The sequence below is a fragment of the Shinella sp. OV683 genome (genome assembly GCF_057787725.1).
In genome coordinates this window covers 1,159,247-1,185,356 of sequence record NZ_CM173543.1, presented here as the reverse complement: position 1 = coordinate 1,185,356, position 26,110 = coordinate 1,159,247, and the positions used below count along the sequence as shown (strand labels likewise).

The window sequence follows — 26,110 nt, the reverse complement described above, 5'->3', positions numbered from 1 at the left end:
TTCTCTATCAAACTGCGCAAAAAATAACCTGACGCTGGGTCACGCAAGTTTCTCCACCACGGCCATCACCTCCTCCATCGCCTCCGTCGCTCGCTCGATCGTCGCCACCCCCAATGCCGCTCCAAGCGCGTTGGCCCATTTGGCTTGCCCGGCCTCAATGATCGCAAGGGCCGCCGCACCGGCCTCGGTCGGCCCCACCAGCTTGGCGCGCTGGTGCTCGGGATTGTCGAGATAGACGATCAGCCCCTCGCCTTCCAGAACATCCGCAAGCCGCTGGATCCCTTGCCGCGCGACACCGAGCGCCTTGGCAATCTGCGCCACCGACATCGATCCGTGCCGTGCGCCGGCGAGCACCTGCCAGCGCGCGCTGGTCTGGCCGGCAGGCTTGGCGATCGCGTCGCCGGCCGAGGTCATCTGTCCTCCGAGTCGAAGAGCCAGAAATGCCAATTTGGAAAAAGCATCGCCTTCCAAGGTCCGCTCCGGCCGATTCAATTTGACAACATGTTGTCTATTTTGTATATCGCTCATAATGACAACATATTGTCATACTGGATGTCGAACGCAAGCCGGAAATTGGAGGAATGACAATGAAAAAGACCTATCGTGGCAGCTGCCATTGCGGAAAAGTGCGCTACGAGGCCGAACTTGACCTGACGCAAGGGTCGGGTCGCTGCAACTGCTCTTATTGTTCGAAGGCGCGCAACTGGGGTGTCAACGTCAAGCCGGAGGAATTCCGCTTGCTTTGCGATGAAGCGGAGACATTCGACTATCAGTTCGGGACGCTCAGCGGCCATCACCGCTTCTGCAAGACCTGCGGGCTGCATGCCTATGGCCACGGTTACGTGGAGGCGATCGGCGGCGCTTATTATTCGGTCAACATTGCCTGCCTGGAAGATGTCACGCCGGAAGAGCTCGCAGCCATCCCGATCCACTATGCCGACGGGCTCAACAACAATTGGTGGAATGAGCCCAAAATCACTTCATATCTCTGAGACGGGTGAAAGCGGAGACTACTTCTCCGCCTCGGCCTTCATGGCAGCCAGTCCCTTTTCGAAATCGCGGCCGATCACCTTGTCCATGTTCATGACGATGCCCATCATCTTCAGGATGAGATTGTTCGTGCCGCTCATTTCCCAGGTCACGTAAGTCCCGCCGTTCTGCGGCAGGAGCGTGAACAGGGTGCGGTTCTCCGCTCGGAACGGCTTGAAGAAACTTAGCTGGATATCGATCGTCGAGAACGGCGCTGTGGCCAGGATCTCCATTCGCCCCGCCCCCACCTTCTTGTCGCCTTCCCACTCATAGACAGAACCGGGTCCGCTTTCGGCACCGCTCAGCGTCTTCTTCATCGTGGGGTCGAGCTTTTCCCAGGGAGACCATTTCGGCCATTGGCGAAAATCATCGATCAGCGCGAACACCTGCTGCTGCGTGGCAGCAATCGAACTAGAGCGGCGTATCGTAAATTCGTTCGGTCTGGTCGTCGCGAAGATGACGAGCACCAGCAGCATCAACAGCAACATCACGAGAATGTAGAGCAACACCGTGAGCACGCGAGTGCCTCCCTTGGCATGATCAGCTAAGTCAATGAATGTAGGATGCATTTTGATCGACTTAAAGCGCTTTTTTAAGCGCCAATCGTATTTAGAAAATCCGGCTGCAGCGTTCCGTTAATCCCCTTGCGGCAAAGTGTTGCAAAGAATGCGGCTCCCACAACCGAACAAGACATGGCATCCCAGAAAACAGCGAATGGCCTGACCGGTTTGCTTGCCCGCGGCGTGCGCTACGCCGGCTTCGGGCTGCTGGCCATTGTCCTCGTGTTGATCGCCGCGCTCCTCTGGTTCTACACCTCGGCCGAATTACGCGAAACGCTGCCGGCCGGGCGTGTCGGCCATACCGGCACATACGCGTCTGTCGAAAGTGTCGATATCCACTACGAGACATGGGGTCCCAGGAATGGCCCGCCGATACTGCTGATCCACGGAACCATGGCTTGGTCCGGCACATGGGTCGATATTGGCGAAAGGCTCGCCGCTCGCGGCTTTCGCGTCATCGCCCCGGATATCCCGCCATTCGGCTTTTCCACCCGTCCCGCCAATCGCAACTATTCGCGCAAGGCGCAGGCGAAACTGATCATCGGTTTTGCCGATGCGTTGCGGCTGGAGAGCTTCGTGCTCGCAGGCCACTCGTTCGGCAGCGGCGCAACGGTTGAGGCCGCCTTCTCCATCCCGCAACGGATAAAGGGGCTGATACTGCTCGATGCGGCATTAAGTCTCGACGATACAAGGGGGGTGGCGTGGACCGCAAAACTGTTTGCTACGCCGTTCATCGGACAAGTCGTCACGGCTTCGACCTTCACCAACCCAATGATGACGGGCAAGGGCCTGCGTGATTTCATCGCCGACGACAATCTGGCCACGCTGGATCGTGTGGCGCTCTATCAACAGCCGCTCTCCGTGCAAGGGACGAGCGGCGCGGTCGCCGACTGGCTGGCAACCGGGCTGTTTGCCGACGAGAGTGCCTCACTTGCCGCCGATCCCGACAATTACCGTCGCTTCGAGCGGCCGACCATCCTCATCTGGGGTCGCCAGGACACTGTCACCCCGTTGTCCCAGGGTGAGCATATTCGTTCGCTTCTGCCACGCTCGACGCTTGTTGTCCTCGACGGGGTCAATCACATTCCGCATTTGGAAAATCCGGACGCGGTGGCGGCGGCAATCGCCGAATTCGCAGGCGCCCTGCAGGACCAGGCAGCGCTGCTGCCGCAAGCACTTATTCGGCGCGCATCGACGCCCGGCTCCTGACGCCATTCCGGGCGCGAAAAATAATTTTCTCGCAATTTAACGAACAAATCTGATATAAGGATCGGATGTGATGTTGACGGTTCTGAAGTTTGCGCTTCTGGGACCGTTTTCTTTTTGTGCCCGGTTGGATGGGGCACCGAAGTACTGAGGACGATGGAAATGATTGAAAAAGTACCGATGACGCAGAGCGGCTTTGTAAAGCTCAACGAGGAACTCCGCTGGCGGCAGCAGGAGGAACGTCCCCGGATCATCGAGGCAATTTCCGAAGCGCGCGCCCACGGCGACCTTTCTGAAAACGCAGAGTATCATGCCGCAAAGGAAGCCCAGAGCCACAATGAAGGCCGGGTTGGAGAACTTGAGGATTATATCGCTCGCGCTGAAGTCATCGACCTCGCCAAAATGTCCGGAACCACGGTCAAGTTCGGCGCACGCGTCAAGCTGATCGACGAGGATACCGAAGAGGAAAAGAACTACCAGATCGTTGGCGACCAGGAAGCCGACGTCAAGGCAGGCCGCATCTCCATCTCGTCGCCGATTGCGCGCGCGCTGATCGGCAAGGAAGTCGGTGATTCCATCGAAGTCAACGCTCCCGGCGGCTCCAAGGCTTACGAAATCATCGGCCTCGCCTGGGGCTGAGGCCCCGGATGGATATTTCCGAAATCGAGGTCATCGCGCCGCATTTCAAGCAGCGCCTCTCAGGTGTGACCTCGACGGTCATCCAGCTAATACCGAAGCAGATCGAGGCGGGCGTGAAGATCGCCACGATCGGCCCGGGCCTGCCGGATGACCTGCCAAAACTCCGCTATCGCGATCTGTTGCAGTGCTGGAAGCGCCCTGCTTCCGGACGCAAGCGCATCTGGCATGCGCGCCGCAATGTCGAAATGGTGGCAGGCATCCTGCTGCGCGACGTGCTGCGCATGCCGATGAAGCTGCTGTTCACCTCGGCTGCCCAGCGCCACCACACCAAGTTCACCAAATGGCTGATCGCGCGCATGGACTTCGTCGTGGCCACTTCGACGCGCTCCGGCTCGTATCTAGAAGTGCCGCACACGGTCGTCATGCATGGCATCGACACCGAGCTTTTCCATCCACCGCGCAACGACGAGGACCGCTTTGCCGCCTCCGGCCTGCCGGGCAAATATGCCGTGGGCTGCTCGGGCCGCGTGCGCCATCAGAAAGGCACCGACCTGTTTGTCGAGGCCATGATTGCGCTGCTGCCGCATTACCCTCTATGGACCGCAGTCATCACCGGCCGCGTAACGCCGGAGCACGAAGCTTTTGCCGCAGAGCTAAAGGCACGCATCGACAAGGCCCATCTTTCCGACCGTATCCTGTTCCTCGGTGAGGTGGACGACGTCAAGCTGTGGTACCGGCGTTTCGCACTGTTCGTGGCTCCCTCGCGCAACGAAGGCTTTGGCCTGACGCCGCTCGAAGCAATGGCATCGTCGGCGGCTGCCGTGACCAGCGACGCCGGCGCCTATGCCGAAATGATCGTCTCCGGGAAAACCGGCATGGTCGTACCAGCGAGCGATGGCGAAGCCCTGAAGAACGCCATCGAGCCCTATCTCGCCGATCCCGCCCGTACTGCTCGCCACGGCGAGAACGCGCTCGCCCATGTCACTGATCACTTTTCGATATCCAATGAAGTGGCGGGCCTGGACCGGGTCTATCAGGCGCTTTGGACCCAGGGCTGATAGCGCAGCCCGATCGACGCGAGTGCCGATACCGGCGAGTGATTGACGAGCCGCACGCCTTTTCTCTCGGCGTGGGCGTTGGCAATGGCAATATGCGCGAGAATGCGGCGTTCCGCACCGGCTATGCCCGAGAAAGCCACATCACCCACCTTTTCGTAAAAACGTGTACTGTCTGCATTGGCGATATCAACACCCAGGAAGCCTATTTCGCTTGCATTCGTGGCGATCGCAAATTGCAGCGCCGATATCGCCACCGAGCCGCCCTGGAACACGCCTTCGTCCGGATCGCTGGAGAAGCCGGCAGAATCGTCGAAGCTGAGCGCGGCAAAATCCAGCTCCAGCAGATCATCGAAGCTTCGGCGCGGCGCTCCATAGGGCTTTCGGATATCATCGATCAGGATGACGGAGCGTCCATCGAGCCATGTGGGCTCGATCTCGCAGAGCGCCCGCAGAACGCCCGGCCCAAACAGGCACAGCACCTCCTTACCGACGCTCTCGCTGATCATGTCGAAATGCCGCCACACGAAACGTTCGTCCTCGATTGCGACCGCCAGCGGTTCGGCAAGTCCGTTTGCGATCAGGCTGATCGCACCATTGAGCAGGATGGCCGAACGAGGCGGCAGCAATGAAAGATCCTGCCCCCTGATCGACGGCCCCGAGCCGAGGATGACGATGCGGTCGCCTGCACGCGCCCGCAACGCACTGCTGAATTGGAGATCGAGAACCTTGCGGCCACGGAAAAGCAGGGTTCCGGGGGCTGTCGCGGTTCGGCCCTCTATCTTCAGGGATGGCAGCCAGGAGTGATAATGCGCCCGGCCATTGCCGAGGAGCCTGCAGGCGAGTTTGACCACCGCTCGCTTGAGCGGCCGGTCCGAACCGATCCCAAAACTCATCGAGACCACCCCATCGTGTTAGCAATCCCCTCGATTCCAGACTTTTCTGCGCTGCCATATTGAAACTGCGCCCGCTATTGGGCACATACCGGCAAGCAAGCGAAAAGAAAAGCAGAACCACATGGCCAAGGCCGTAATCCTCAACGACACGCGGGGCGACAATCATTTCGGCTGCTTCCGCGTCATGCGGGTCATCGAGGAAAACCTGGTCGCGCGCGGCATCGAGGTCATCGGCCGCAGCCTTGTCCGCAATGACTGGGCGCATGACGGCCGGCTTCTCCAAGCGCTGCGGCGCTCGGATCTGGTGCTGATCAATGGCGAAGGCACGCTGCATCACGGCAACGGCCAGGGCCAACGCCTGCTGGAAGTCGTTGATCATCTCGCGCGCGGCGACAAGCCGGTGGCGTTGATCAACACGATCTATCAGGCCAATCCCCCCGAATGGCGCCGCTACATCGACAAGATCGCACTGATTTCGACGCGAGATTCCCGCAGCGCGCAGGCGATCTCCGACCTCACTGGCAAGCCTTGCAGCCACGTGCCGGACCTGTCGCTCGGCGAAGGCCAGCTAGCTGCCGAACATCCGAGCCGCCGCACCGATCTGCTGGTCGGCGATTCCGTCGACCGGCACGTGACTGCTGCGCTCATCGATCTTGCGGCTGCGACACCAAAGGCGCGCTTCCTGCCGATCCTGAAAACCCTGAAGGCCAGCAAGCCTCACTATGGGCCTCTCGCCTACGGCATCCGTGAGGCCTATATCAAGCTGCATGCGACGGTCAGCCAGTGGCGGCGCGGCAATATCGAGTTCAACGAAAACGAGGCCGGCTTCATTGCATCGCTGCAACGCGCGCAACTGCACGTGACAGGCCGTTTCCACGCCGTGTGCTTCTGCCTGTTCACGCAAACGCCTTTCGTCGCGGTGAAATCGAACTCATGGAAGATCAATGCTTTGCTCGAGGATTTCGGGTTAAGCGATCGGCGGGTGATGCCGGTCGAAACCATCCGGGCAAGGCTGGCGGCTGGCGAGAGCTTCCACTTCTCCGAAGTCGAGAAACAGATCATTGCCGAACGCCTCCTGCAATGCCGGCGCGAAACGAAGCTGCTCTTCGATCAGGTCGCGGCTCTTGCGACCCAGAAAGCGGCGGCCTGATGCGCAAGGTCTATCGTACGCTTGCAAGACGCCTGGCCTTCGCCCTTGGCGCGAACCATCCGATGGCGTTGGATTCAATCACCATCTCGCATGATCCAGCGAGCCTCCCGTTTCAGCCACTTGGCAAAAAGCGGGCCGGCACAGCGGATTTCATTTTCTGCCACAACGCGATTGAACGCACTGAACCTTCCCATCTCGCCGCACTGTTGGCCAAGCTTGCCGCGACAGGTGCAAAAATCTGTTTCGTCATCTCGACGCGCTTTTCCGACCAGCTCGATGCCGATGGCAACAACCTGCATCGGACTATCCGGGCGCCGGAGGAATGGCAGGCAGCAATCGCTTCCCATTTCCCCGAGGCAACGCGATTGAACGGCATCGAACATGACAGTTGCCTCATATTGACGTGGAAGCCCGGTTTTCTGGAGAAACTGGCAATCGGCCACGCGGCGCGACGGGAGAGCCTTAGACGCCGATACGAGCGCCTGTCCAATGCCATTGCAAGGCACGTCCAGAAGCCACGGACCACTCCCTTCGACGCTTCGACAATTCGCGCCTTGCTGAAAGGCAAGACGGTCGCGCTGGTGGGCAATTCGCGTGCGCTTGCCGAACGTGGCTACGGCGCTGAGATCGATAGCAGTGATATCGTCATCCGCTGTAACCGTGCGCCGATCATGTCGCGAAAATCGCATGGCGCGCGGACGGACTGGATCGCCACCAGCATACCCCTTTCACTCGATCTCTTGACGCTCAAGGGCGCCAGCCATGTGCTGTGGATGTCGCGGCGGCAGGAGCGATTGCCGGCATGGATGCTGCGCTTTGCCGGCCTCTACCGTCATTCACCAGTCGAATATGGCCGCCTTGAGAAGATGGTCGGCTCACGCCCCTCGACCGGATTCATGGTCATCGAACTGTTGCTGAGCTCCGAATGCAGGAGGCTCGATCTCTACGGCTTCGATTTCTTCAAGTCGCAATCGGTGTCCAGCGATCGCACCCGTACATCTGCGCCACACGACTTCGAAGGCGAAGAAGACTACGTCCGCCGCTGGGCCGAAGAAGACCCCCGGCTGACCATCCACGCCTGATCATTTGACGGGTGGCGGCATCTCCAGTCCCGGCAGGCCATTGAGACCGTTGGCAGGATCGGCGCCCAGCCCCGGCAGGTCGATCTTGATCTCCACCTTGCTCGGATCGATCTTCGGCCCATTATCGAGCCAATAGGTCACCGATTGCGGCCAGAAGATCACAACAGCGACGAGGATCAGCTGCATACCGACCCAGGGCAGCGCACCGAGATAGATGTCCGAGGTCTTGACCGATGGCGGCGCGATGCCCCGCAGATAGAACAGCGCAAAGCCAAAGGGCGGATGCATGAAGCTGGTCTGCATGTTGACGCACAGCAGCACCCCGAACCAGATGAGGTCGATGCCGAGCGCCGAAGCGACCGGCGCCAGCATCGGCACGATGATGAAGGCGATCTCGAAGAAATCAAGGAAGAACGCCATGACGAAAATGAAGATATTGACGAAGATCAGGAAGCCTACGGCCCCACCCGGCATGCCGGTCAGCAGATGCTCGATCCAGCGCGACCCGTCCATGCCCTGAAAGACCAGACTGAAGACCGTCGAGCCGATCAGGATGAACACCACCATCGAGGTGATCCGCATCGTCGTTTCCATGCCCTGGCGGATCAGCGGCCAGGTCAGGCGCCGGTTCATGGCCGCCAGGATGATCGCGCCGACAACGCCGAGTGCCCCTGCTTCGGTTGGCGTCGCGAGCCCCATGAAGATGGTTCCCAGCACCAGGAAGATCAGCACGATGGACGGGATCATGCCCATCAGCACCCGCATGATCAGCTTGGCGTCGAGATCGCCGCGTTCTTCCTTGGGGATCGGCGGCATCATCTTCGGGCGGAAAATGGCGATCAGCGCGATATAGGCGATGAAGATCAGCACCTGCAGGATGGACGGGCCGATCGCCCCCTTGTACATGTCGCCCACCGAGCGGCCGAGCTGGTCGGCGAGGACGACGAGCACCAGCGACGGCGGAATGAGCTGGGTGATGGTCCCGGACGCGGCAATGACACCGGTCGCAAGCTTCATGTTGTAGCCGTAGCGCTGCATGATCGGCAGCGAGATCATGCCCATGGTTATCACCGAAGCGGCAACCGTGCCGGTAATCGCGCCAAGGATGGCGCCGACGATGATCACGGCGAAGGCCAGCCCGCCCGGTATGGCGCCAAACAGCTTGCCGGTGCCCTCGAGCAGGTCTTCCGCCAAGCCACATCGCTCGAGGATCGCTCCCATGAAGGTGAAGAACGGGATCGCCAGCAACAATTCGTTGGAAATGATCCCGTAGAACCGGAACGGCAGGTTTTCGAGGAAATGCTCGTCGAAATGCCCGGTATAGAGCCCGATAACGCCGAAGAAGATGCCGACAGCCGCCAGCGAAAACGCCACGGGAAACCCGTAGAGCATGAACACGACCATGCCGAAGAACATCAGCGGCGGAAGAATACCGAATTCAAACATGCAAGGCCCCGATCACTGCAACGGCTTTTCATAGGTCGTGTCGATCTTGACGATGCCGGCAAGGGCCGCAATGCGCTTGATCAGTTCGGATATCCCCTGCAGGGTCAGCAGGCCGAAGCCCGCAACCAGCACAAGCTTTACCGGCCAGCGGATCAGGCCACCCGCATTCAGCGATTGCTCGCCATTGACCCAGGACGAATAGAAGAACGGCCAGCAGAGCCAGGTGAAATAGATGGTGATCGGCAACAGGAAGAAGAGAATGCCGAAGAAGTCGACCCACAGCCGGGCGCGATCGCTGATCGAGCCGTAGAAGATATCGACCCGCACATGCTCGTTCATCTTCAGCGTATAGGAAGCCCCCATGAGCACGATGATCGCAAACATATACCACTGGATTTCCAGCCAGCCGTTCGAACTGATCGAGAACAGGTAGCGCACGATTGCGTTACCGGCGCTGATCAATGCGCAGAACAGCACCATATAGTCGGCAAGCTGACCAAATTTTTTCGAAAGGGCATCGATGCCTGCGCTCAGTGTCAACAGAGCCTGCATTCTTCCTCCAGTCGTTTCTGCGCATTTTTCCGCGCAGTCTTTCCCCGGAGAGAATCTTTAAACGAAGAACCCCGGCTTGGAAAGGCAGGCAATATTCGACTTCCGGCTAATCGGCGGCGGCCCGGAGCGAGGTCCGTGCCTTGCATAAAGGTCGATACAGCCATGAAATTTCGGTATATCAGTGGATAACGGTCTGTGCCCTTGAAACGCCATGCCTTCCACTCATAGATAAGAGCCAAGAGTTGCGCCGCTCAGGCGTTCAGTTTGCAGGAAAGAACCATGTCTGCTCGTCATACCAAAGTCCTCATCATCGGCTCCGGCCCGGCGGGTTACACGGCCGCGATCTATGCAGCCCGCGCAATGCTTGAGCCTGTGCTGATCGCCGGCCTCGAACAAGGCGGCCAGCTGATGATCACCACCGATGTCGAGAACTATCCGGGCTATGCCGACCCGATCCAGGGCCCCTGGCTGATGGAACAGATGCTCGGTCAGGCCCGGCATGTCGGCGCCGAAATCATCAACGACCTCGTCACCTCGGTCGATTTGTCCAGCCGCCCCTTCCATGTGACGACGGATTCCGGCCAGGATTGGATCGCCGACACCATCGTCATCTCCACGGGTGCCAAGGCCAAGTGGCTCGGCATCGACAGCGAGAAGGCCTATCAGGGCTTTGGCGTCTCGGCTTGCGCCACCTGCGACGGCTTCTTCTATCGCAACAAGGACGTCATCGTGGTCGGCGGCGGCAATTCCGCCGTCGAGGAAGCGCTGTACCTTTCCAACATCGCCAAGTCGGTGACTGTCGTGCATCGCCGTGACACTTTTCGCTCGGAAAAGATCCTGCAGGAACGTCTCTCCCAGCGCCAGAACGTCTCGGTGATGTGGAACAGCGAGATCGCCGAAATTACCGGCGAGCAACTGCATCCGCCGATGCCGGCCTCCGTGACGGGCGTGAAGATCCGCAATACCAAGAGCGGCGAAATCACCGAACGGACGATCGATGGCATCTTCGTCGCCATCGGTCATGCGCCGGCGACCGAACTGTTTACCGGCCAGCTGCGGATGAAGCCGAACGGCTACCTCTGGACCGCGCCGGATTCGACGGCGACCAATGTCGAGGGCGTATTTGCCGCCGGCGACGTCACCGACGACACGTTCCGCCAGGCCGTCACAGCTGCGGGGATGGGCTGCATGGCGGCGCTGGAAGTCGAACGCTATCTGGCAGGGCATTTGCATATCGCTCAGGCCGCGGAATAATCCGCGACCTAACGCATATTTGGGGGGGGCTGAATGTCGCTTGACTGGGACAAACTGCGCATTTTTCACGCGGCTGCCGAAGCGGGGTCATTCACCCACGCCGCGGATAAATTGCATCTGTCCCAATCGGCGATTAGCCGGCAGGTCAGCGCGCTCGAGGCCGAGGTCAACACCAAGCTGTTCCATCGGCATGCGCGCGGCCTGATCCTCACCGAACAGGGCGAGTTGCTCTATCGCACGGCCCATGACGTGCTGATGAAGCTGGAAACGGTCAAGATGCAATTGACCGAGACCACCGAGAAGCCAACTGGCCGCTTGCGCATCACCACCACGGTCGGTCTCGGCCAGGGCTGGCTGACCGACAAGGTGCAGGAGTTCCTCAGCCTCTACCCCGATATGCAGGTGCAGCTGATCCTCGACAACGAAGAAGTCGATGTGAACATGCGTCATGCCGACTGCGCCATCCGCCTGCGCGAACCACAGCAATCCGATCTCATTCAGCGCAAGCTGTTCACCGTTCATATGCATGTCTATGCGGCGCCCTCCTATATCAGCCGCTATGGCGAGCCGCAGACGCTGGAAGAACTCGACAGCCATCGGATCATTTCGTTCGGCGAACCCGCGCCGAATTACCTTCTCGACGTCAACTGGCTGGAAATAGCCGGCCGGCCGGATGACAATCCGCGCATTCCGGTTCTGCAGATCAACAGCCTGACCTCGATCAAGCGCGCGGCCCTGCTCGGCATCGGCATTGCCATGCTGCCGGATTATATCGTCGGTCGCGATCCCGGCCTGGTGCAGTTGGTCACGCATGCCGACGTGCCGTCCTTCGACACCTATTTCTGCTACCCCAGCGAGATGAAGAACGCCGCCAAACTCAAAGTCTTCCGCGACTTCATCGTATCGAAGGCACGCAACTGGAATTTCTAAGCTGCATCACCACAACCTGAATACGTATCTGCGAATCTTTGCAAACAGCATTGCCTCGCAGGCTATTCGCGTGAAGGTTTTATGAAATCGCCGGCGGCATGGCCTGAAAATCAGGCAAATTCGTTGGTGCGCACATAAAAATTCTAACAAATTTTCATTTTCCTACCAGGAAATAAATTTGAATTACCTATTAAAATTAATGGGTTATCGATGCAGGTGTCCGGTGCATGCAGAAATTGCATATCAGACATGCATCACGACTCCTTGCATCCTGCCCATTTAAGCACCATATCGCAATCAGTTGATGCACATAGCGGTTTTCCTCCCAGTGCCGCTGCGTCAGCTGTTCCCCTCTGGAGGTATAAATTACCTTCACACCTATAAAAGGGCCCGAGATTATCGTGGCCCTCTTTTTTTGCCCAAAATTTCCCGCTTCGAAACATGACTGGCATTCCGTCAGAATGCTGCACGGCTGAGAAAAAACTGAAGATCCGATGCTTGCGCGGCGCATAGCTGTCATGCGCAGACGGGCCTTGTGCACCGCACAAAAAACAGCCATATTGCACTCAGTTGATGCACACAGCGGTTTTCCTCCCAGTGCCGCTGCATCAGCTGTTCCCCTCTGGAGGTATAAATTACCTTCACAATTTAAAGGGCCCGAGCTTTCTCGTGGCCCTCTTTTTTTGCCTGAAATTTCCCGACGCCGAGTAGAAATCACTGCCTCACGTTGCGTTCCCGCAACGAGAAAAGGGCAGGCTCTCGCCTGCCCCGCTCCATGTCTATTTCGAGGTCGGTCAAGCGAGGACGCTGGCCGCGTCCTCCGTGCTGGAAGCTGCAGAATCGAGCAGCGCGAGCAGGCTCGAAATGTCCGTACTGCCGCTCATGCCCACAGGCGGGCGCTGCGGCTGCGATGCCTGCAGGAAGTCGCTCAGCTGCTCTTCGATGATCGACCCGGTATTCTCGGTATCGAGCGAGGCATAGAGTGCTGTGGCGTCTTCCGTGCTTACATCGTCAGGCTTGGCAGCCAGGAATTCCGCCTGGGAGACGCTGCCGTCCTGATTGGTATCAAGGGCGTCATAGACCTCCTGCGCCGACTGTGCGCCACCGGAAGGCGGCGGGCCGGCCGGACCCTGCATAACCGCCGCGAACTGCTCTTCGGTGATCGAGCCCGTGCCTTCAGTGTCGATCGAGTCGTAGAATGCCTGGGCATCCTCGGTGCTCACATCGTCCGGCTTGCCGGCCAGGAATTCAGCTTCGGACACCACTCCGTCCTGGTTGGTATCCATTGCGTCATAGGTCTGCTTGGCCTGCGCTGCCTGGCCGGCGCCTTGCGGGCCGCCCGGAGGCGGGCCACCGGCGCCACCATTCTTCATGCTGTCGGCAAACTGCTCCTCGCTGATCGAACCGGTATTGTCGGTGTCGATCGAGGCATAGAGCGCCTTGGCATCGTCTTCGCTCATATCGTCGGGACGTGCAGAGACGAATTCGGCCTGGGTGACGGAACCGCTGCCGTCGGCATCGATCGAGGCGTAGATATCGGCCGCGGATTGCCCGCCCTGGCCGCTCGTACCGCCGCCGGACGACATCATGCCGCCCTGTTGTGTGAGTTGCATCAGGATCGCCATGACCTCCGGCGAGATCTGCGATTCCGGACTGCTCGACGAACGATTGTCCTCCATTCCACTCGACAGCTGATCCTCGGTCAGCGCGTTGGACTTGGTCGTATCGATCTTGGAATATAATGCGGATGCCTGTTCCTCGCTGACATCCTTGGGCCGGCCAGCGACGAACTCATCCTGGCTGAGCGTACCGTTCTGGTCGGAATCGAGTTTACTGAACAGTTTTTGCTGGGCTGCATAATACGCCGCATTGCTGCTGGCAGCCGATGAGACAGTGCTCATTTAACCCTCCTTCATGGGGTTATTCGTTTCGCCGCTTTAACCAGCACGCGAATCCGACCCATGCGGGGGTTCCGGCCTCCGGTCCGGCCGCGGCTCCCTCCATTTCTGGAGATTGCCCTACAAGCCGCCACCGGCCTCAAGGCCGAAATTGCCATCTCATCAGTCAGCAACCGAATGCTGGGTTCTGTTCCCGATTACTGATGACATGCTTGGAACGATTTCTACCTAAAGTGATTTGCCCGCGTCGTCAAAGCATATGTGGAAAAAATTTCCACATAATTTACTTTTTATACGAATCATGAGCGATTTTTCGGAGACTATCGGGTGATGTTGGTGCCATATATATTATTATTGAGAATTTTATTCTTCAAAAGTTTCCTAATTAGCCTAGTCAACTGAGGTAACCCAGCATCGTTCAGCCCAAGAAAAAACCGCCGCCGAAAACCGGCGACGGCTCTTGAAGTTGAGTCTTTGCAAAGACTTACTTGCAGACACCGCAGAAGCGCTGGATACGCATGCAGGCTTCCTCAAGCAGCTTTTCCGACGTCGCATAGGAAATGCGGAAATTCGGGCCGAGACCAAATGCCGAGCCGTGCACGACAGCGACACCCTCGGCTTCAAGCAGTTCGGTGACGAAATCCTCATCGGTCTCGATGACCTTGCCCGATGGCGAGGTCTTGCCGATCAAACCTGCGCAGGACGGATAGACGTAGAAGGCGCCTTCGGGCGTCGGGCAATTCAGGCCGCTGGCCTGGTTGAGCATCGACACGACGAGGTCGCGGCGTCCCTGGAAGACTTTCTTGTTCTGCTCGATGAAATCCTGCGGACCATTCAGCGCCTCGAGCGCCGCCCACTGGGCGATGGAATTGGTGCCGGAGGTCTGCTGGCCCTGGATCATGTCCATGGCCTTGATGAGCTCGATCGGACCCGCAGCATAACCGATGCGCCAGCCGGTCATCGCATAGGCCTTCGAGACGCCATTCATCGTCAGCGTTCTGTTGTAGAGCGCAGGCTCGACTTCGGCAGGTGTCGCAAACTTGAAGTTGTCGAAGGTCAGGTGCTCATACATATCGTCCGTCAGCACCCAGACATGCGGATGGCGCATCAGCACATCAGTCAACGCCTTCAGCTCGTCATGGGTATAGGCGGCACCCGAGGGGTTGGACGGCGAATTGAAAATGAACCACTTGGTCTTCGGCGTGATCGCCTTTTCAAGATCGGCGGGCTGCAGCTTGAAATTGTTGTCGATCGTCGTGCCGACAAACACCGAGGTGCCGCCGCAAATCGCCACCATTTCCGGATACGAAACCCAGTACGGTGCCGGGATCACGACTTCGTCACCCGGATTCAACGTCGCCATCAACGCGTTGAACAGGATCTGCTTGCCGCCGGTGCCGACGATCACCTGGTTGGCCGTATAGTCGAGATTGTTCTCGCGCTTGTACTTCTTGGCAATCGCCTCGCGCAGTTCGATAATACCGGCAACGGCCGTGTACTTGGTCTCGCCGCGGTTGATCGCCTCGATCGCAGCCTTCTTGATGTTGTCCGGCGTATCGAAGTCCGGCTCGCCTGCGCCGAGGCTGATGACATCGCGCCCCTTGGCTTTCAGTTCGCGGGCTTTCTGCGCAACGGCGATCGTTGCGGAGGGCTTCACGCGGGAAAGGGCATCGGCGAGGAAGGCCATTCTTCAGTTCCTTGTATCCGTTGGAATTGTATCAGGTGGAATTCACCCAGGAAAAATCGGGCGTGCGCGTTATAGGAGATCGCCCCCTGCCGATCAAGGCATTTGCGGCTTGTCGTAGCGGCTTGCTGCCGCAGGCGACGCACATTTCCTGATTGTCATAATTCAGATTTGGTACCTCGAATTTAAGGGGCCAGTAACGTTTTGCGTGTAATTTTCGGGGTATATCCATGACAGTTTGACCGGATTTTCTAGATATGGCCGGAAACAGCATTTTTTCAAATCTGAATCTCGAGGACGATGGCTCGTGGACGGCAGCCTATGGGCCGTACACGCTTCAATCCGCCCTGCAGCCGATCTTCAGCCAGGATGATGAAGGTATTCTCGAAGTCCAGGCTTTCGAAGGACTGATCCGTCCGAGCCGCGCAGGCGAACAAGTACGACCGGCGCAATTCTTCCCGGACGTGGCTGTCGAAGACCGCGCGATGATCGACAGCCTCTGCCGGACGCTACATATCCTCAATACCGGCGCGCTCAAGCGCACCAAGGCCAAGTTGTTCGTCAATTTCCATCCGGGCGTGTTTGTCACCTCCGCTGATATTCGTCGCGAAGTCGAGCAGATCCGCCTTGCCGCGCACGAAGCAGGCATGGGCGTCGAGCGCATCGTGTGCGAAATCACCCAGAAGGAAAACGACAGCGCCGACATGCTGGCGCTGTTCGTAGGTGAGCTTCGCCAGCATGGCTTCCGCATCGCCATCGATGAATATGGCGCCGATGAACGCGATGCCGCCCGCATGGCGCTCCTGCGCCCCGACTACGTCAAGTTCGAAGCGTCGTGGGTCAAGGATTTCCTTGAGAATTCGGCTGGATCCGCGCTCCTGCGCCATATGGTCCGCCAGTTCATGGAACAGGGTGTGCTACCGATTTTCGAAGGCCTGGAAGATGTCCGCCAGGTCGACCAGTCGATCAATCTCGAGGTACCGCTGTTGCAGGGCTATGCACTTGCGCGCCCCCAGATCGCGCCCACAAACTTTAACGAAGAGTTCCCCGAACTCGCCTCAAGTGCTGCAGCGGAGATAAAGACCGGCGCCGATCTCGAGCGATACAATCCTGAGGTGCATTTGCCCCGGGCCGTTGCGCCGACCTACAGTCCCGGCAAACGCCAGACTGTTGCATTCGGCAAACGGGCGCGCTGAAAACGCTTTAAATACCGCGTTTATTCGACGAAAAATCGGCGATAACAAGGTTTCTACTTTCGCCACAATTATGCCGCAAGAATTGCATCTTCCTGCCCTAATTCAGTCCCCAAGCGGTCCAGATCGGCGACGAACCTCTCCCTATGGTGGCAATTATGCCGGATGTGGGGGAGGAAAATGTTCCTCGTGGATGAAGTTTCAACCAAAACGATACGTGAGCGCGCTCAGAGAAGCGCACGCTGGATCGAAATCACTATTTTCGCAGCTTTTATTCTGCTAGCCGCCGGTCTTTGGGCCTTCGCGTTTGCCGCTGCATCAAGCAATCAGAGCAACGAAGGCCTGATCACGCCCAATGACGTGAATATGGGTTCCCTGCTCTTCCCGTCCAAGGAAACCGGCTACTATGTCGAGGCTCCGCGACTGAAGACCGATGTCCATTTCGACATTACCGGTCCGATCATACGGGCACGGGTCACCCAACGCTTTACCAACCCATCGAAGGGTTGGGTCGAAGGCACCTATGTCTTCCCGCTGCCGGATGATTCCGCCGTCGACACTTTGCGCATGCAGATCGGTGACCGATTTATCGAGGGCATCGTCAAGCCCCGGCTCGAAGCCCAGAAAATCTACGAGGAGGCAAAGTCCGAGGGAAAAAAAGCTGCGCTGCTCGAGGAGCAGCGTCCAAACATCTTTACAAACCAGGTCGCAAATATCGGTCCCGGGGAGACGATCGTTATCCAGATCGAATACCAGCAGGCCGTACGCCAATCTTCCGGTGTTTTTTCCTTCCGTTTCCCAATGGTCGTAGCCCCGCGCTATAACCCGCGGCCGGTGGTCCAGAGCGTCGATCTCAATTCCAACACCGGCTACGCCGTCTCCGACGACGTGGTGCCCAACCGCGAAAAGATCGAGGCGCCGCTGCTCGATCCGCGCGAAAACGCCAAGATCAATCCGGTCAACCTGACGATCGACCTCAAGCCGGGCTTTCCGCTGGCCGAAGTCACCTCGCCCTATCACAAGATCAAGGTGACGAAGTCCAGCGAGGATATGGCAGCGGTCAATCTCGAGACCGACGAAGTGCCCGCCGACAAGGATTTCGAACTGTCGTGGAAGGCCGCCAATGGCGCGACACCCAAGGCCGGACTGTTCAAGGAAAGCCTGGGCGGCAAGACCTACCTGATGGCCTTCGTCACCCCGCCAAGCACGGCAGACGACAAGGCTCCCGCTCCGAAGCGCGAAGTCATCTTCGTCATCGACAATTCCGGCTCCATGGCCGGCCCGTCGATGGAACAGGCCAAGGCATCTCTGGCATTGGCCATCTCCAAGCTCGGATCGAATGATCGCTTCAATGTCATCCGTTTCGACGACACGATGACCGTATTCTTCCCCGCTCCTGTCGACGCCAACGAGACCAACCGCCAGCAGGCGATGGGTTACGTCAACGGCCTCACCGCCGACGGCGGCACCGAGATGCTGCCGGCGCTCGAATCTGCACTCCGCAACCAGGGCCCGATCGCCAATGGCGCCATTCGCCAGGTCGTGTTCCTGACCGATGGCGCGATCGGCAACGAGGAACAACTGTTCAAGGAAATCGAACGCAGCCGAGGCGATGCCCGCGTCTTTACCGTCGGCATCGGCTCCGCACCCAACTCGTTCTTCATGGACAAGGCCGCCGAGATCGGCCGCGGCACCTACACCCATATCGGCTCCGAACAGCAGGTGGCCGAGCGCATGGGCGAGTTGTTCACCAAGCTCGAAAACCCTGTCATGACCGACATCGCCGCCACCTTCGAGAACGCCAAGGCCGAGGATATCACGCCCAATCCGGTGCCTGACCTCTACAATGGCGAGCCTGTCCTGCTGACGGCCGAAGTTACCGGCAAGCCCGACGGCAAGCTGCAGATCATCGGCAAGACCGGCGACAAGCCATGGCGCGTCGAGATGGATGTCGCGCAAGCCGCCGACGGCACGGGCATTTCCAAGCTCTGGGCGCGCCGCAAGATCTCCGATCTCGAAGCCGAGGGCTGGCGCTTCGGCGATGCGGCGATCCTCGACAAGAAGATCGAGGACGTGGCGATGGCCCACCATCTTGTGTCGCGCGTAACCTCGCTGGTCGCCGTCGACGTCACCAAGTCGCGGCCGACGGGCGAGCCTCCCGACCAGACCAAGGTGCCCCTCAACCTTCCCGAAGGCTGGGATTTTGACAAGATCTATGGCGAACAGATCCCCGTCAACATGCCGGTGCATGAGCGCGAGGCTGTCAACACCAAGCTCAAGCAGTTTGCCATGGCGACTGCCGGCAAGATGGCTGCGGCACCGACCGCCAAGGCTGCGAGCATCGTCGCCGCCGACGTCAAGGCTGTCGACCTGCCGGCCGGCTCGACGACGGCGGATCTACAGATCTGGGTCGGCCTAGTGCTTATCCTGATGTCTGGCTTCGGTGCTGTCGTGATGCTGCGCCTACCGCGTGGGGCCAGGGTGCGGAGGTGAGCGAAATGCGCACCTTACACCCCCTCATCCGGCCTTCGGCCACCTTCTCCCCGCTGGGGAGAAGAGGTAAGCCGCAGCCGCCGCTCCCCTTCGTCGATGGCCTTGCGAATGCCGACGATACATCCAGTATTGAAACCGAGCGGCGAATTCCCTCTTCTCCCCAGCGGGGAGAAGGTGGCCCGCAGGGTCGGATGAGGGGGAAACTCGAGCTCGGCGGGCGGCGTTTGGCACAAGCCCTGCTCGCGTTGCTCATGCTCACCGGCGTCGCCATCGCCGGCCATGGCGCTTACATGAAGGCGAAATCCGCCCTCTCGCAGGTATTGCTGGCCGGCGCCTTTGACGAACGCCTGAACGGCGACGTCAATGCCAAGCCCTGGCCATGGGCAGATTTCACCCTTGCTGCGCGTATCGAGGCCCCTCGCCTGCATCGCTCGCAGATCGTCATTTCAGGCGCCAGCGGCGAGGCCATGGCGTTCGGCCCGGGCCATATGACCAACACGCCGGATGCCGGCCGGGAAGGAACCGCGGTCTTTGCTGCCCACCGCGACACGCATTTCGACTGGCTCAAAGATGTCGTCGTCGGCGACACGATCCGCGTGACCAACCCCGACGGCAAGCTGCTCGACTTCAAGGTAACCGGCACCCGCGTCGCCAAATGGAACGACAGCGGTATCAACCCGCATGCCTATGGCAAGCATCTGGCGCTGGTGACCTGCTGGCCGCTCGACGCAAAGACCCGCGGCGACCTGCGCTATATCGTCGAAACCGTCCTGATAGAGCAACGTAACGGTCCGCATATCGCAACTCTATGACGTTTCCTGACAGAGCTCGGCACGTTGCTGAGTAGCTAGTGCGCACCGTCGACGTGTCCGGCGGGCAACGGGAACTTTCCATGCTCCCGCCCCATTGTTTTCTCAAGCTATGCCACAAGGCTGCTCGAGGAGACGTGATGACACAGCGAACGGCACTCTATGTCACTGTTCTGGCAGCCTTTCTTTCTTCCGTTACGCTCGCCCTCGCGCATGCGGAAACCGTTGAGACGCAGAAGGTCAAACTATCTGTCGACACCTTGGCGACCGGACTGGACCATCCCTGGGCGGTGGAAGTCCTGCCTGATGACGCGATTGTGATCACCGAACGTTCCGGCCAATTGCGCATCTTCCGCGATCGCCGGGTCTCGGAGCCCGTCGCCGGCATGCCGGAGGTCTACGTCCGTAACCAGGGTGGTCTCCTGGATGTCGCGCTGTCTCCGGATTTCACCAGCGACCGAACACTCTTCTTCACGGCGTCGCGGAAATTCGAACGCCGTGTCGGCATTGCCGTGTTCTCCGGTAAGCTTTCCAATGACGAGAAAGCCATCACCGATATCAAGACGATCTATCGCTCCCAACGCCCCGGAAAGCGGGCCGTCAATCTGGGCTCGCGGATTGCGTTTGCGCCCGACAAAACCATGTTCATTGGTATCGGCGACCAGTTCATGCCCGACCGCGCCCAGGATTTCCACGACGATCATGGCGCGATCATCCACATCAATCGCGATGGCTCGCCTGCCGCCGACAATCCGTTCAAGGATGGCGCCAAAGGCCTCGCCGTGATCTGGTCAAAGGGCCATCGGAACCCGCAGGGCATCGCCTTCGACGCCAAGACCGGCGTGCTCTATACCGCAGAGCACGGTGCTAAGGGCGGTGACGAGATCAACCACCCCGAGCCCGGCAAGAACTATGGCTGGCCGGTGATTTCGTATGGCGTCAACTACAACGGCTCGAAGATCGGCATCGGCACCCAGGCGAAGGGTTACGAGCAGCCGCTTCACTATTGGGATCCGTCGATCGCACCGGGTGCCATGCTGGTCTATCGGGGCAAGATGTTCCCGAATGGAACGGCGACTTGCTGGTGACGGCGCTGAAATTCGAACTGATCTCCCGCCTCAGCCGCGACGGCACTGGCAAGATCGCCGGCGAGGAACAAATCCTCACCAATGCCTATGGCCGACTGCGCGACATCAAGGAAATGCCGGATGGCTCGTTGCTAGTGACGACGGATTCCGACGATGGCGCCCTACTGCGGATCTCACGCGCCGAGGGTTCATAGACCGGCGCGCAACTCCTTTCGGATCACGAATTTCAATCCGGACCAGATGTCATCAACCGCCGCGACCTTCACGTCGACCAAGCCGATCGGCAGGAAGATCTCGCGCAAAGTGTCCTCGGTGATGGTGGTCGGCGCCTTTGACGCCTTCTTCGGCCAGGAGATCCACACCATGCCGTCCGGCTTGAGGTTGGCCATCAGCCTTGGCGCAATCGTCTCAAGTGCCGCACGGTCTTTCTCAAACAGATGGATGTAATCGAAACGCCTGGCGTCGTCGGACGGCATCGACCTCTCGCAAAATGCGAAATCATCGAACCCGTCAAGTTCAGCGACTGTCTCGGGAATGTTGAGCAACAACGCGCCCTGCCCTTGCCTGATGCCGAGCTTGCGCAGCAGCGGTGTGCCTGAATATCCGGCCATTCATGCCTCATTGTGATGAGAGTCGACGTGATGAGTGAGAGTATTTCCGGCAAATCAGCCAAATGACAAGTTGCTGTGAACGATTTTGGAAGAACGCATCAAAATTCTTCAACTGTGCAATTATTGTTTCACCGGCATGTAAGTGCTAACTCACTTGGGCGCCTCCCTGCCTCTCGCCAGAAGAAGAAATTGCCTCATGACCCGCCTGCAAGCCAATCTCGTCCTGCTCCTCACCGCCGCCATCTGGGGCGCAGGCTTCGTGGCGCAGGACACGGCGATGGAGCATATGGGGCCGCTGTGGTTCGTGGGCCTACGGTTTCTGGTGGCGTTCTTCGTCGCGCTGCCGCTGGCGCTTCGCGAAAGCAAGCGCGCCACCCAGCCCTTCGCACGGCGCGAGATGGCGACGTTTTTCATGATCGGGCTGGCGCTGTTCTTTGGAGCCACCACGCAGCAGTTCGGGTTGCTGACCACGTCGGTCACCAATTCCAGTTTTCTGACCGGGCTATACGTCATCATCGTGCCGCTGCTCAGCGTAATCGTGCTGCGCAAGCAGCCGCACTGGATCATCTGGCCCGCGGCGATCATGGCCGTGACCGGCATCTACTACCTCAGCGGCGGCTCACTCGCCGAACTTGCCCCGGGCGATTTCCTGACCATCGTCTGCGCCTGCTTCTGGGCGATACAGGTGCTGCTGGTCGGCATTTTCGCACCCGGCAGCGAGCGGCCGATGGCACTTTCGGCCATCCAGTTCCTGGTTTGCGGGTTGGGCGGCATTGCCTGCGCAATCTTCTTCGAACCCATCACGTTTGAGGGAATCCGCGCAGCACTGCCGGAAATCCTCTATGCTGGCCTGTTCTCGTCCGGAATTGCCTTTATACTTCAGATCATCGGCCAACGCTGGACCAACGCGCCACAGGCTGCCATCTTTCTTTCAAGTGAATCCCTGTTCGGAGCACTGTTTGGTGCGCTACTTCTTGGTGAGCGGATCGGCATGATGGGATATGTCGGCTGCGGCCTGATATTCCTTGCAATGATCTTGGTAGAGATTGTTCCTGAACTAACTAAATCGAAATATGCGCGCGCCTGACCTTGCGCCGGCGCCAAAATATTCAAGAAAATCAAAGCTATTCTAATTTGGAGACACCATCTCTAGATGCAAGTAATGCCAAATTGCATCAGAAATGAAAGTTTTGCTTGCCAAATTGCAGGAATACCCTCAATCTACGCCCCGTTCGGGCAATTTGCGAACAACGGGAAGACCTTGAGAATAACGCGCCGGAGGCGCAAGAAACTCCGGGTGACAGAAAGGCGGGCAACCGCCGGGCTGGCACGATATTAGGACCTTTCCTCTCGAAATCTGCCTGCATTGCGCCCTTCGGGGCATAACAGAGGATGCTGCCTTGTCGAATGGGCAGCGAGGAAAGGAACTGCTCCGTGGACACTGGCACCGTTAAGTTCTTCAACGCCGATAAAGGCTTCGGCTTCATTAAGCCCGACAAGGGCGGCTCCGATATCTTCGTCCATATCACCGCCGTCCAGGCGTCCGGCCTCACCGGCCTGACCGAAAACCAGAAAGTTTCCTATGACACCGAGCCGGATCGTCGCGGCAAGGGTCCCAAGGCTGTAAACCTTCAGGTCACCGGCTGATATAAAGCTTCCAATGCATGGAGCACCAGCGCCGCTGGCGGGCAACCCCGCTGGCGGCGTCCTTTTTGTACGATGCGTTATGCCTCGATGTCACAAAGTTGCCTTTTTCCGTTCAGCCAGCATTCAGGCTTTTCTCCCTAGGTTCGAGCGCAGGACAGGAAATATCCTGACGAAGCAGGGAATTTGGACATGAACAAGTATTTCAAGATCGCAGTGCTTGGCGCCGCCGCCGCCGCGACACTCTTCACCTCATTCGAGTTTGCCGCTGCGCGCGACCGCTACCCCTATTGGCGCAACAACCACCATGGCTACTATCACAACGGTCGCTGGGTGGCAGCCGGCGTGCTGGGTGGCCTTGCTGCTGGAGTAATCGTTGGCTCGGCGCTTGCAGAGCCCGAAGTCGTCTATGAGCGCCCGCGCCGCGTGGTTGTCGAAGAGGGTCCGGTCTATGCCGAACCTGAATATGTCGGCCCGGTTGATGAATATGACGGCCAGTCCGAAGAACGTTACAGCAACCGGGACGACCGGAACATTGACGACGAGCAGATGAACGACCAGGCACGCCAGGATTATTACCCCGATCGCCCGCAGCATCGCCAAGCCCGTCAGCAGGACGACTACGCTGCCCGCGGCACGATCGAGCCCTGGACTGCCGAATGGCGCGCCTATTGCTCGCAGCGCTACCAGTCCTTCAATGCCCGCACCGGCACCTACAGGGGCTACGACAGCCAGAACCATTTCTGCACGGCCGGCTAAGCTACAAATGCTTTCATGAAAAAGGCCCTGTCCTCGCGGACGGGGCCTTTTCAATTTCCATATTCGGAATGGGTCTTATAGACCTTGCAGGTAGGGATTGCTACGCCGTTCATCGCCGATACGGCTGCCCGGACCATGGCCGCAAATGAAGCCGACCTCATCACCAAGCGGCAGCACCTTGTCACGGATAGAGTCCAGCAATTGCTGGTGATTGCCACCGGGCAGATCGGTCCGGCCGATCGAGCCATTGAACAGAACGTCGCCGAGAAGGGCAAAATTCTCGGCGCGGTTGACATAGATCACATGGCCGGGGGCATGACCGGGCGTGTGAAACACCTCGAACACGTGCTCCCCGAACGACACGGTCTCGCCCTCCTCCAGGAACCGGTCGGGCGTGACGTTGCGAACCTTGAAGTCGGTACCGAAGCGTTTGGCGCTGGCTTCCATCGATTGCAGCAGCGGCAGGTCGTCCTTGTGCGGGCCGATGATCTTGAGGCCAAGCGCTTCCTTCAGTTCGAGCGCGCCGCCGGCATGATCCAGATGGCCGTGCGTCAGCCAGATTTCCTTGAGCTTGATGTCGTTTTCCTGGATCGTCTGCAGGATGATCTCCACATCGCCACCCGGATCGACGATCACGCCTTCCATCGTGTCGGGATCGAACAGCACCGTGCAATTCTGCTGGAAAGGGGTCACGGGAATGATCCCGGCTTGAAGTTGGGCCATGTTCAGATCCTGCCTTGGCATGCTGCTTTGGAAATTCGGCGGGATCATAGAAGGCAAACGGCAAAAGTCACCCCCCGCGTGGTGCACACAGCGTCTCTCAAAGCGCTTGATGCACCTTTGCCAACCATGCCTTGGTCGTCTCATCCGTTGGCAGGAACATCTCCACCGCAAGTTCGGACAGCACCACGTCGCGCGGACCACCAATCACCATCGTCGTGCTCATGAACGACAGAACGTCTCCGCCGACGTCGAGTTCAAGCAAAACCGCCGGCCCACTCGCATGATCCGACGATTTGTCCGTCTTGGCGATAGGATAGAAGCGCAATTCCTCGACCAGCGTCCGCAGTCTTCTGTCGCCGGTCATCGCCAACTGCCGCTCGACGCGCTCCATCAGGTGCGCCTGCCAGACCGCGAAGTTGCGGATGCTCCCGGCAAGTCCCTTAGGATGGAGACTGAGCCGCAACACATTGACGGGCGGCGCAAGGAGACTGGGGTCGGCGCCGCCGATCAGCAGCCCGATCATCGCATTGGCCGCGACCAGATTCCACGCCCCGTCGACGATCAGCGCCGGCATCGGCATCATGCGCTCGATCATTTCGCCGAGCGCCGAAAGCACCGCCCTCGCCGCCGGGTCGTTGTCCGGCGCTTCGCGGTATTCGGGCGACAGGCCCGCAGCAAGCAGCAGGTTGTTGCGTTCGCGGAGCGGCATCTCGAGATGCTCGGCAATCCTGAGCACCATCGAACGCGTGGGGCGCGACCGTCCCGTCTCGATGAAGCTGAGATGCCGCGACGAAATCTCGGCCTCCATCGCGAGGTCGAGCTGGCTCATGCGGCGGCGGTTGCGCCAGTCCTTGAGCAGAACTCCGAATTCGAGCGTGTTTTCCATGGGTCAGATATAGCCGATCCCATCTGAAACTCCATTACGTCGGAGGTAATTGAAGCCATTCCCTTTCCGCTGGATGCTGATGAGGTCCACAACGAAAGGAACACGACATGACCAACGTTCAACAGATCGCCGAAACCTACATCAACACCTGGAATGAGAAGGATGCGGCTTCGCGTGATGCCCTGATTGCCAGTAACTGGTCGGCGCCGACCTATGTCGATCCGCTGATGGCTGCCGATGGTGCAGAGCAGCTTTCGCAGATTATAGCAGCGGTTCACGATCGCTTCCCGGGCTTTGCCTTCTCGCTGATCAGCAAGCCGGACGGCCACGGAGATTATATCAGGTTTTCCTGGGGTCTGGGTCCGGTCGATGCCGAACCGATCATCGAAGGCAGCGATGTTGTCCGCGTGAAGGACGGACGGATTGGCGACGTCATCGGCTTTCTCGACAAGGTGCCGGCGCAGGCTTGATCTTCAAACCGCACACCTCTGGTTTGGGACCAGAGGGTCAGACGCCCGCGGCG

General features: G+C 59.0%; 25 protein-coding genes and 1 pseudogene. 16 read left to right on the top strand and 10 right to left on the bottom strand.

What is annotated here, in order from left to right; genetic code table 11:
* Positions 1–39: 39 nt before the first annotated feature.
* Entirely contained in the window at positions 40–528 is a 489-nt protein-coding gene (locus ACXHRN_RS05780; RefSeq protein WP_488640387.1) for a MarR family winged helix-turn-helix transcriptional regulator, read from the bottom strand.
* Positions 529–587: 59 nt separating this feature from the next.
* Between ACXHRN_RS05780 and ACXHRN_RS05775 the strand changes: the two genes are divergently transcribed.
* Positions 588–992, top strand: a complete 405-nt coding sequence (locus ACXHRN_RS05775; RefSeq protein ID WP_488640386.1) for a GFA family protein — start codon at positions 588–590, stop codon at positions 990–992.
* A gap of 18 nt (positions 993–1,010) precedes the next feature.
* On the opposite strand, the gene ACXHRN_RS05770 is transcribed toward ACXHRN_RS05775, so the two are convergent.
* Complete coding sequence (locus tag ACXHRN_RS05770; RefSeq protein WP_488640385.1) at positions 1,011–1,547, bottom strand: SRPBCC family protein; 537 nt, start codon at positions 1,545–1,547, stop codon at positions 1,011–1,013.
* A gap of 174 nt (positions 1,548–1,721) precedes the next feature.
* Here ACXHRN_RS05770 and ACXHRN_RS05765 point away from each other — a divergent pair, with 174 nt between their 5' ends.
* From ACXHRN_RS05765 to ACXHRN_RS05755, 3 genes are all read left to right on the top strand, one after another.
* The gene (locus ACXHRN_RS05765; RefSeq protein WP_488640384.1) at positions 1,722–2,798 is read left to right on the top strand and encodes an alpha/beta fold hydrolase; all 1,077 of its coding nucleotides are present in this window, start codon (positions 1,722–1,724) and stop codon (positions 2,796–2,798) included.
* A gap of 159 nt (positions 2,799–2,957) precedes the next feature.
* Positions 2,958–3,434 (top strand): transcription elongation factor GreA, encoded by a 477-nt coding sequence (gene greA, locus ACXHRN_RS05760; protein ID WP_488640383.1) that lies wholly within the window; start codon positions 2,958–2,960, stop codon positions 3,432–3,434.
* Positions 3,435–3,442: 8 nt separating this feature from the next.
* A complete protein-coding gene (locus ACXHRN_RS05755) occupies positions 3,443–4,492 on the top strand; it encodes a glycosyltransferase family 4 protein (protein ID WP_488640382.1) in 1,050 nt (349 codons plus the stop codon).
* Here the strand turns inward: ACXHRN_RS05755 and ACXHRN_RS05750 are convergent.
* Positions 4,468–5,385 carry a glycosyl transferase gene (locus tag ACXHRN_RS05750; protein ID WP_488640381.1) on the bottom strand — a complete coding sequence of 306 codons (918 nt, stop codon included), beginning with the start codon at positions 5,383–5,385 and terminating at the stop codon, positions 4,468–4,470. The genes ACXHRN_RS05755 and ACXHRN_RS05750 overlap by 25 nt on opposite strands.
* A 121-nt stretch (positions 5,386–5,506) precedes the next feature.
* On the opposite strand from ACXHRN_RS05750, the gene ACXHRN_RS05745 reads away from it, so the two are divergent.
* Both ACXHRN_RS05745 and ACXHRN_RS05740 read left to right on the top strand, forming a co-directional pair.
* Positions 5,507–6,535 carry a polysaccharide pyruvyl transferase family protein gene (locus ACXHRN_RS05745; RefSeq protein WP_488640380.1) on the top strand — a complete coding sequence of 343 codons (1,029 nt, stop codon included), beginning with the start codon at positions 5,507–5,509 and terminating at the stop codon, positions 6,533–6,535.
* Positions 6,535–7,617 carry a glycosyltransferase family 29 protein gene (locus tag ACXHRN_RS05740; protein WP_488640379.1) on the top strand — a complete coding sequence of 361 codons (1,083 nt, stop codon included), beginning with the start codon at positions 6,535–6,537 and terminating at the stop codon, positions 7,615–7,617. Before ACXHRN_RS05745 ends, ACXHRN_RS05740 begins: the two co-directional genes overlap by 1 nt.
* Here the strand turns inward: ACXHRN_RS05740 and ACXHRN_RS05735 are convergent, their stop codons facing one another.
* Positions 7,618–9,063: a TRAP transporter large permease gene (locus tag ACXHRN_RS05735; protein ID WP_488640378.1), complete on the bottom strand. Its 1,446-nt coding sequence runs from the start codon at positions 9,061–9,063 to the stop codon at positions 7,618–7,620. It lies immediately after the preceding gene.
* A gap of 12 nt (positions 9,064–9,075) precedes the next feature.
* The gene (locus tag ACXHRN_RS05730) at positions 9,076–9,615 is read right to left on the bottom strand and encodes a TRAP transporter small permease subunit (protein WP_488640377.1); all 540 of its coding nucleotides are present in this window, start codon (positions 9,613–9,615) and stop codon (positions 9,076–9,078) included.
* A 279-nt stretch (positions 9,616–9,894) separates the two neighbouring features.
* Between ACXHRN_RS05730 and trxB the strand changes: the two genes are divergently transcribed.
* Together trxB and ACXHRN_RS05720 are read left to right on the top strand one after the other, a co-directional pair.
* Positions 9,895–10,869, top strand: a complete 975-nt coding sequence (trxB, locus tag ACXHRN_RS05725; protein WP_488640376.1) for a thioredoxin-disulfide reductase — start codon at positions 9,895–9,897, stop codon at positions 10,867–10,869.
* Between the two features lie 33 nt (positions 10,870–10,902).
* On the top strand, positions 10,903–11,799 hold the full coding sequence (locus ACXHRN_RS05720; RefSeq protein WP_488640375.1) for a LysR family transcriptional regulator VtlR: 897 nt from the start codon (positions 10,903–10,905) through the stop codon (positions 11,797–11,799).
* Between the two features lie 794 nt (positions 11,800–12,593).
* Here ACXHRN_RS05720 and ACXHRN_RS05715 read toward each other — a convergent pair.
* Positions 12,594–13,700, bottom strand: a complete 1,107-nt coding sequence (locus ACXHRN_RS05715; protein WP_488640374.1) for an EF-hand domain-containing protein — start codon at positions 13,698–13,700, stop codon at positions 12,594–12,596.
* A 481-nt stretch (positions 13,701–14,181) separates the two neighbouring features.
* Entirely contained in the window at positions 14,182–15,384 is a 1,203-nt protein-coding gene (locus ACXHRN_RS05710) for a pyridoxal phosphate-dependent aminotransferase (protein ID WP_488640373.1), read from the bottom strand.
* Positions 15,385–15,638: 254 nt separating this feature from the next.
* Between ACXHRN_RS05710 and ACXHRN_RS05705 the strand changes: the two genes are divergently transcribed.
* From ACXHRN_RS05705 to ACXHRN_RS05690, 4 genes and pseudogenes are all read left to right on the top strand, one after another.
* A complete protein-coding gene (locus tag ACXHRN_RS05705; RefSeq protein WP_488640372.1) occupies positions 15,639–16,577 on the top strand; it encodes an EAL domain-containing protein in 939 nt (312 codons plus the stop codon).
* Between the two features lie 177 nt (positions 16,578–16,754).
* Positions 16,755–19,067 (top strand): marine proteobacterial sortase target protein, encoded by a 2,313-nt coding sequence (locus ACXHRN_RS05700; protein WP_488640371.1) that lies wholly within the window; start codon positions 16,755–16,757, stop codon positions 19,065–19,067.
* A 5-nt stretch (positions 19,068–19,072) separates the two neighbouring features.
* Positions 19,073–19,879: a class GN sortase gene (locus ACXHRN_RS05695; protein ID WP_488640370.1), complete on the top strand. Its 807-nt coding sequence runs from the start codon at positions 19,073–19,075 to the stop codon at positions 19,877–19,879.
* An 80-nt stretch (positions 19,880–19,959) separates the two neighbouring features.
* A pseudogene (locus ACXHRN_RS05690) lies at positions 19,960–21,158 on the top strand (PQQ-dependent sugar dehydrogenase).
* Here the strand turns inward: ACXHRN_RS05690 and ACXHRN_RS05685 are convergent.
* Positions 21,153–21,575: a DUF3052 domain-containing protein gene (locus tag ACXHRN_RS05685; protein ID WP_488640369.1), complete on the bottom strand. Its 423-nt coding sequence runs from the start codon at positions 21,573–21,575 to the stop codon at positions 21,153–21,155. The pseudogene ACXHRN_RS05690 and the gene ACXHRN_RS05685 sit on opposite strands and share 6 nt — an antisense overlap.
* 196 nt (positions 21,576–21,771) lie before the next feature.
* Here ACXHRN_RS05685 and ACXHRN_RS05680 point away from each other — a divergent pair, with 196 nt between their 5' ends.
* From ACXHRN_RS05680 to ACXHRN_RS05670, 3 genes are all read left to right on the top strand, one after another.
* The gene (locus tag ACXHRN_RS05680; RefSeq protein WP_488640368.1) at positions 21,772–22,662 is read left to right on the top strand and encodes a DMT family transporter; all 891 of its coding nucleotides are present in this window, start codon (positions 21,772–21,774) and stop codon (positions 22,660–22,662) included.
* A 347-nt stretch (positions 22,663–23,009) separates the two neighbouring features.
* Entirely contained in the window at positions 23,010–23,222 is a 213-nt protein-coding gene (locus ACXHRN_RS05675; RefSeq protein ID WP_488640367.1) for a cold-shock protein, read from the top strand.
* A 189-nt stretch (positions 23,223–23,411) separates the two neighbouring features.
* Entirely contained in the window at positions 23,412–23,978 is a 567-nt protein-coding gene (locus ACXHRN_RS05670; RefSeq protein WP_488640366.1) for a BA14K family protein, read from the top strand.
* Positions 23,979–24,053: 75 nt separating this feature from the next.
* On the opposite strand, the gene ACXHRN_RS05665 is transcribed toward ACXHRN_RS05670, so the two are convergent.
* A complete protein-coding gene (locus ACXHRN_RS05665; RefSeq protein ID WP_488640365.1) occupies positions 24,054–24,701 on the bottom strand; it encodes an MBL fold metallo-hydrolase in 648 nt (215 codons plus the stop codon).
* Between the two features lie 97 nt (positions 24,702–24,798).
* Positions 24,799–25,587, bottom strand: a complete 789-nt coding sequence (locus ACXHRN_RS05660; RefSeq protein WP_488640364.1) for a helix-turn-helix domain-containing protein — start codon at positions 25,585–25,587, stop codon at positions 24,799–24,801.
* A 107-nt stretch (positions 25,588–25,694) separates the two neighbouring features.
* Between ACXHRN_RS05660 and ACXHRN_RS05655 the strand changes: the two genes are divergently transcribed.
* A complete protein-coding gene (locus ACXHRN_RS05655; protein WP_488640363.1) occupies positions 25,695–26,057 on the top strand; it encodes a nuclear transport factor 2 family protein in 363 nt (120 codons plus the stop codon).
* The last annotated feature ends 53 nt before the right edge of the window (positions 26,058–26,110 follow it).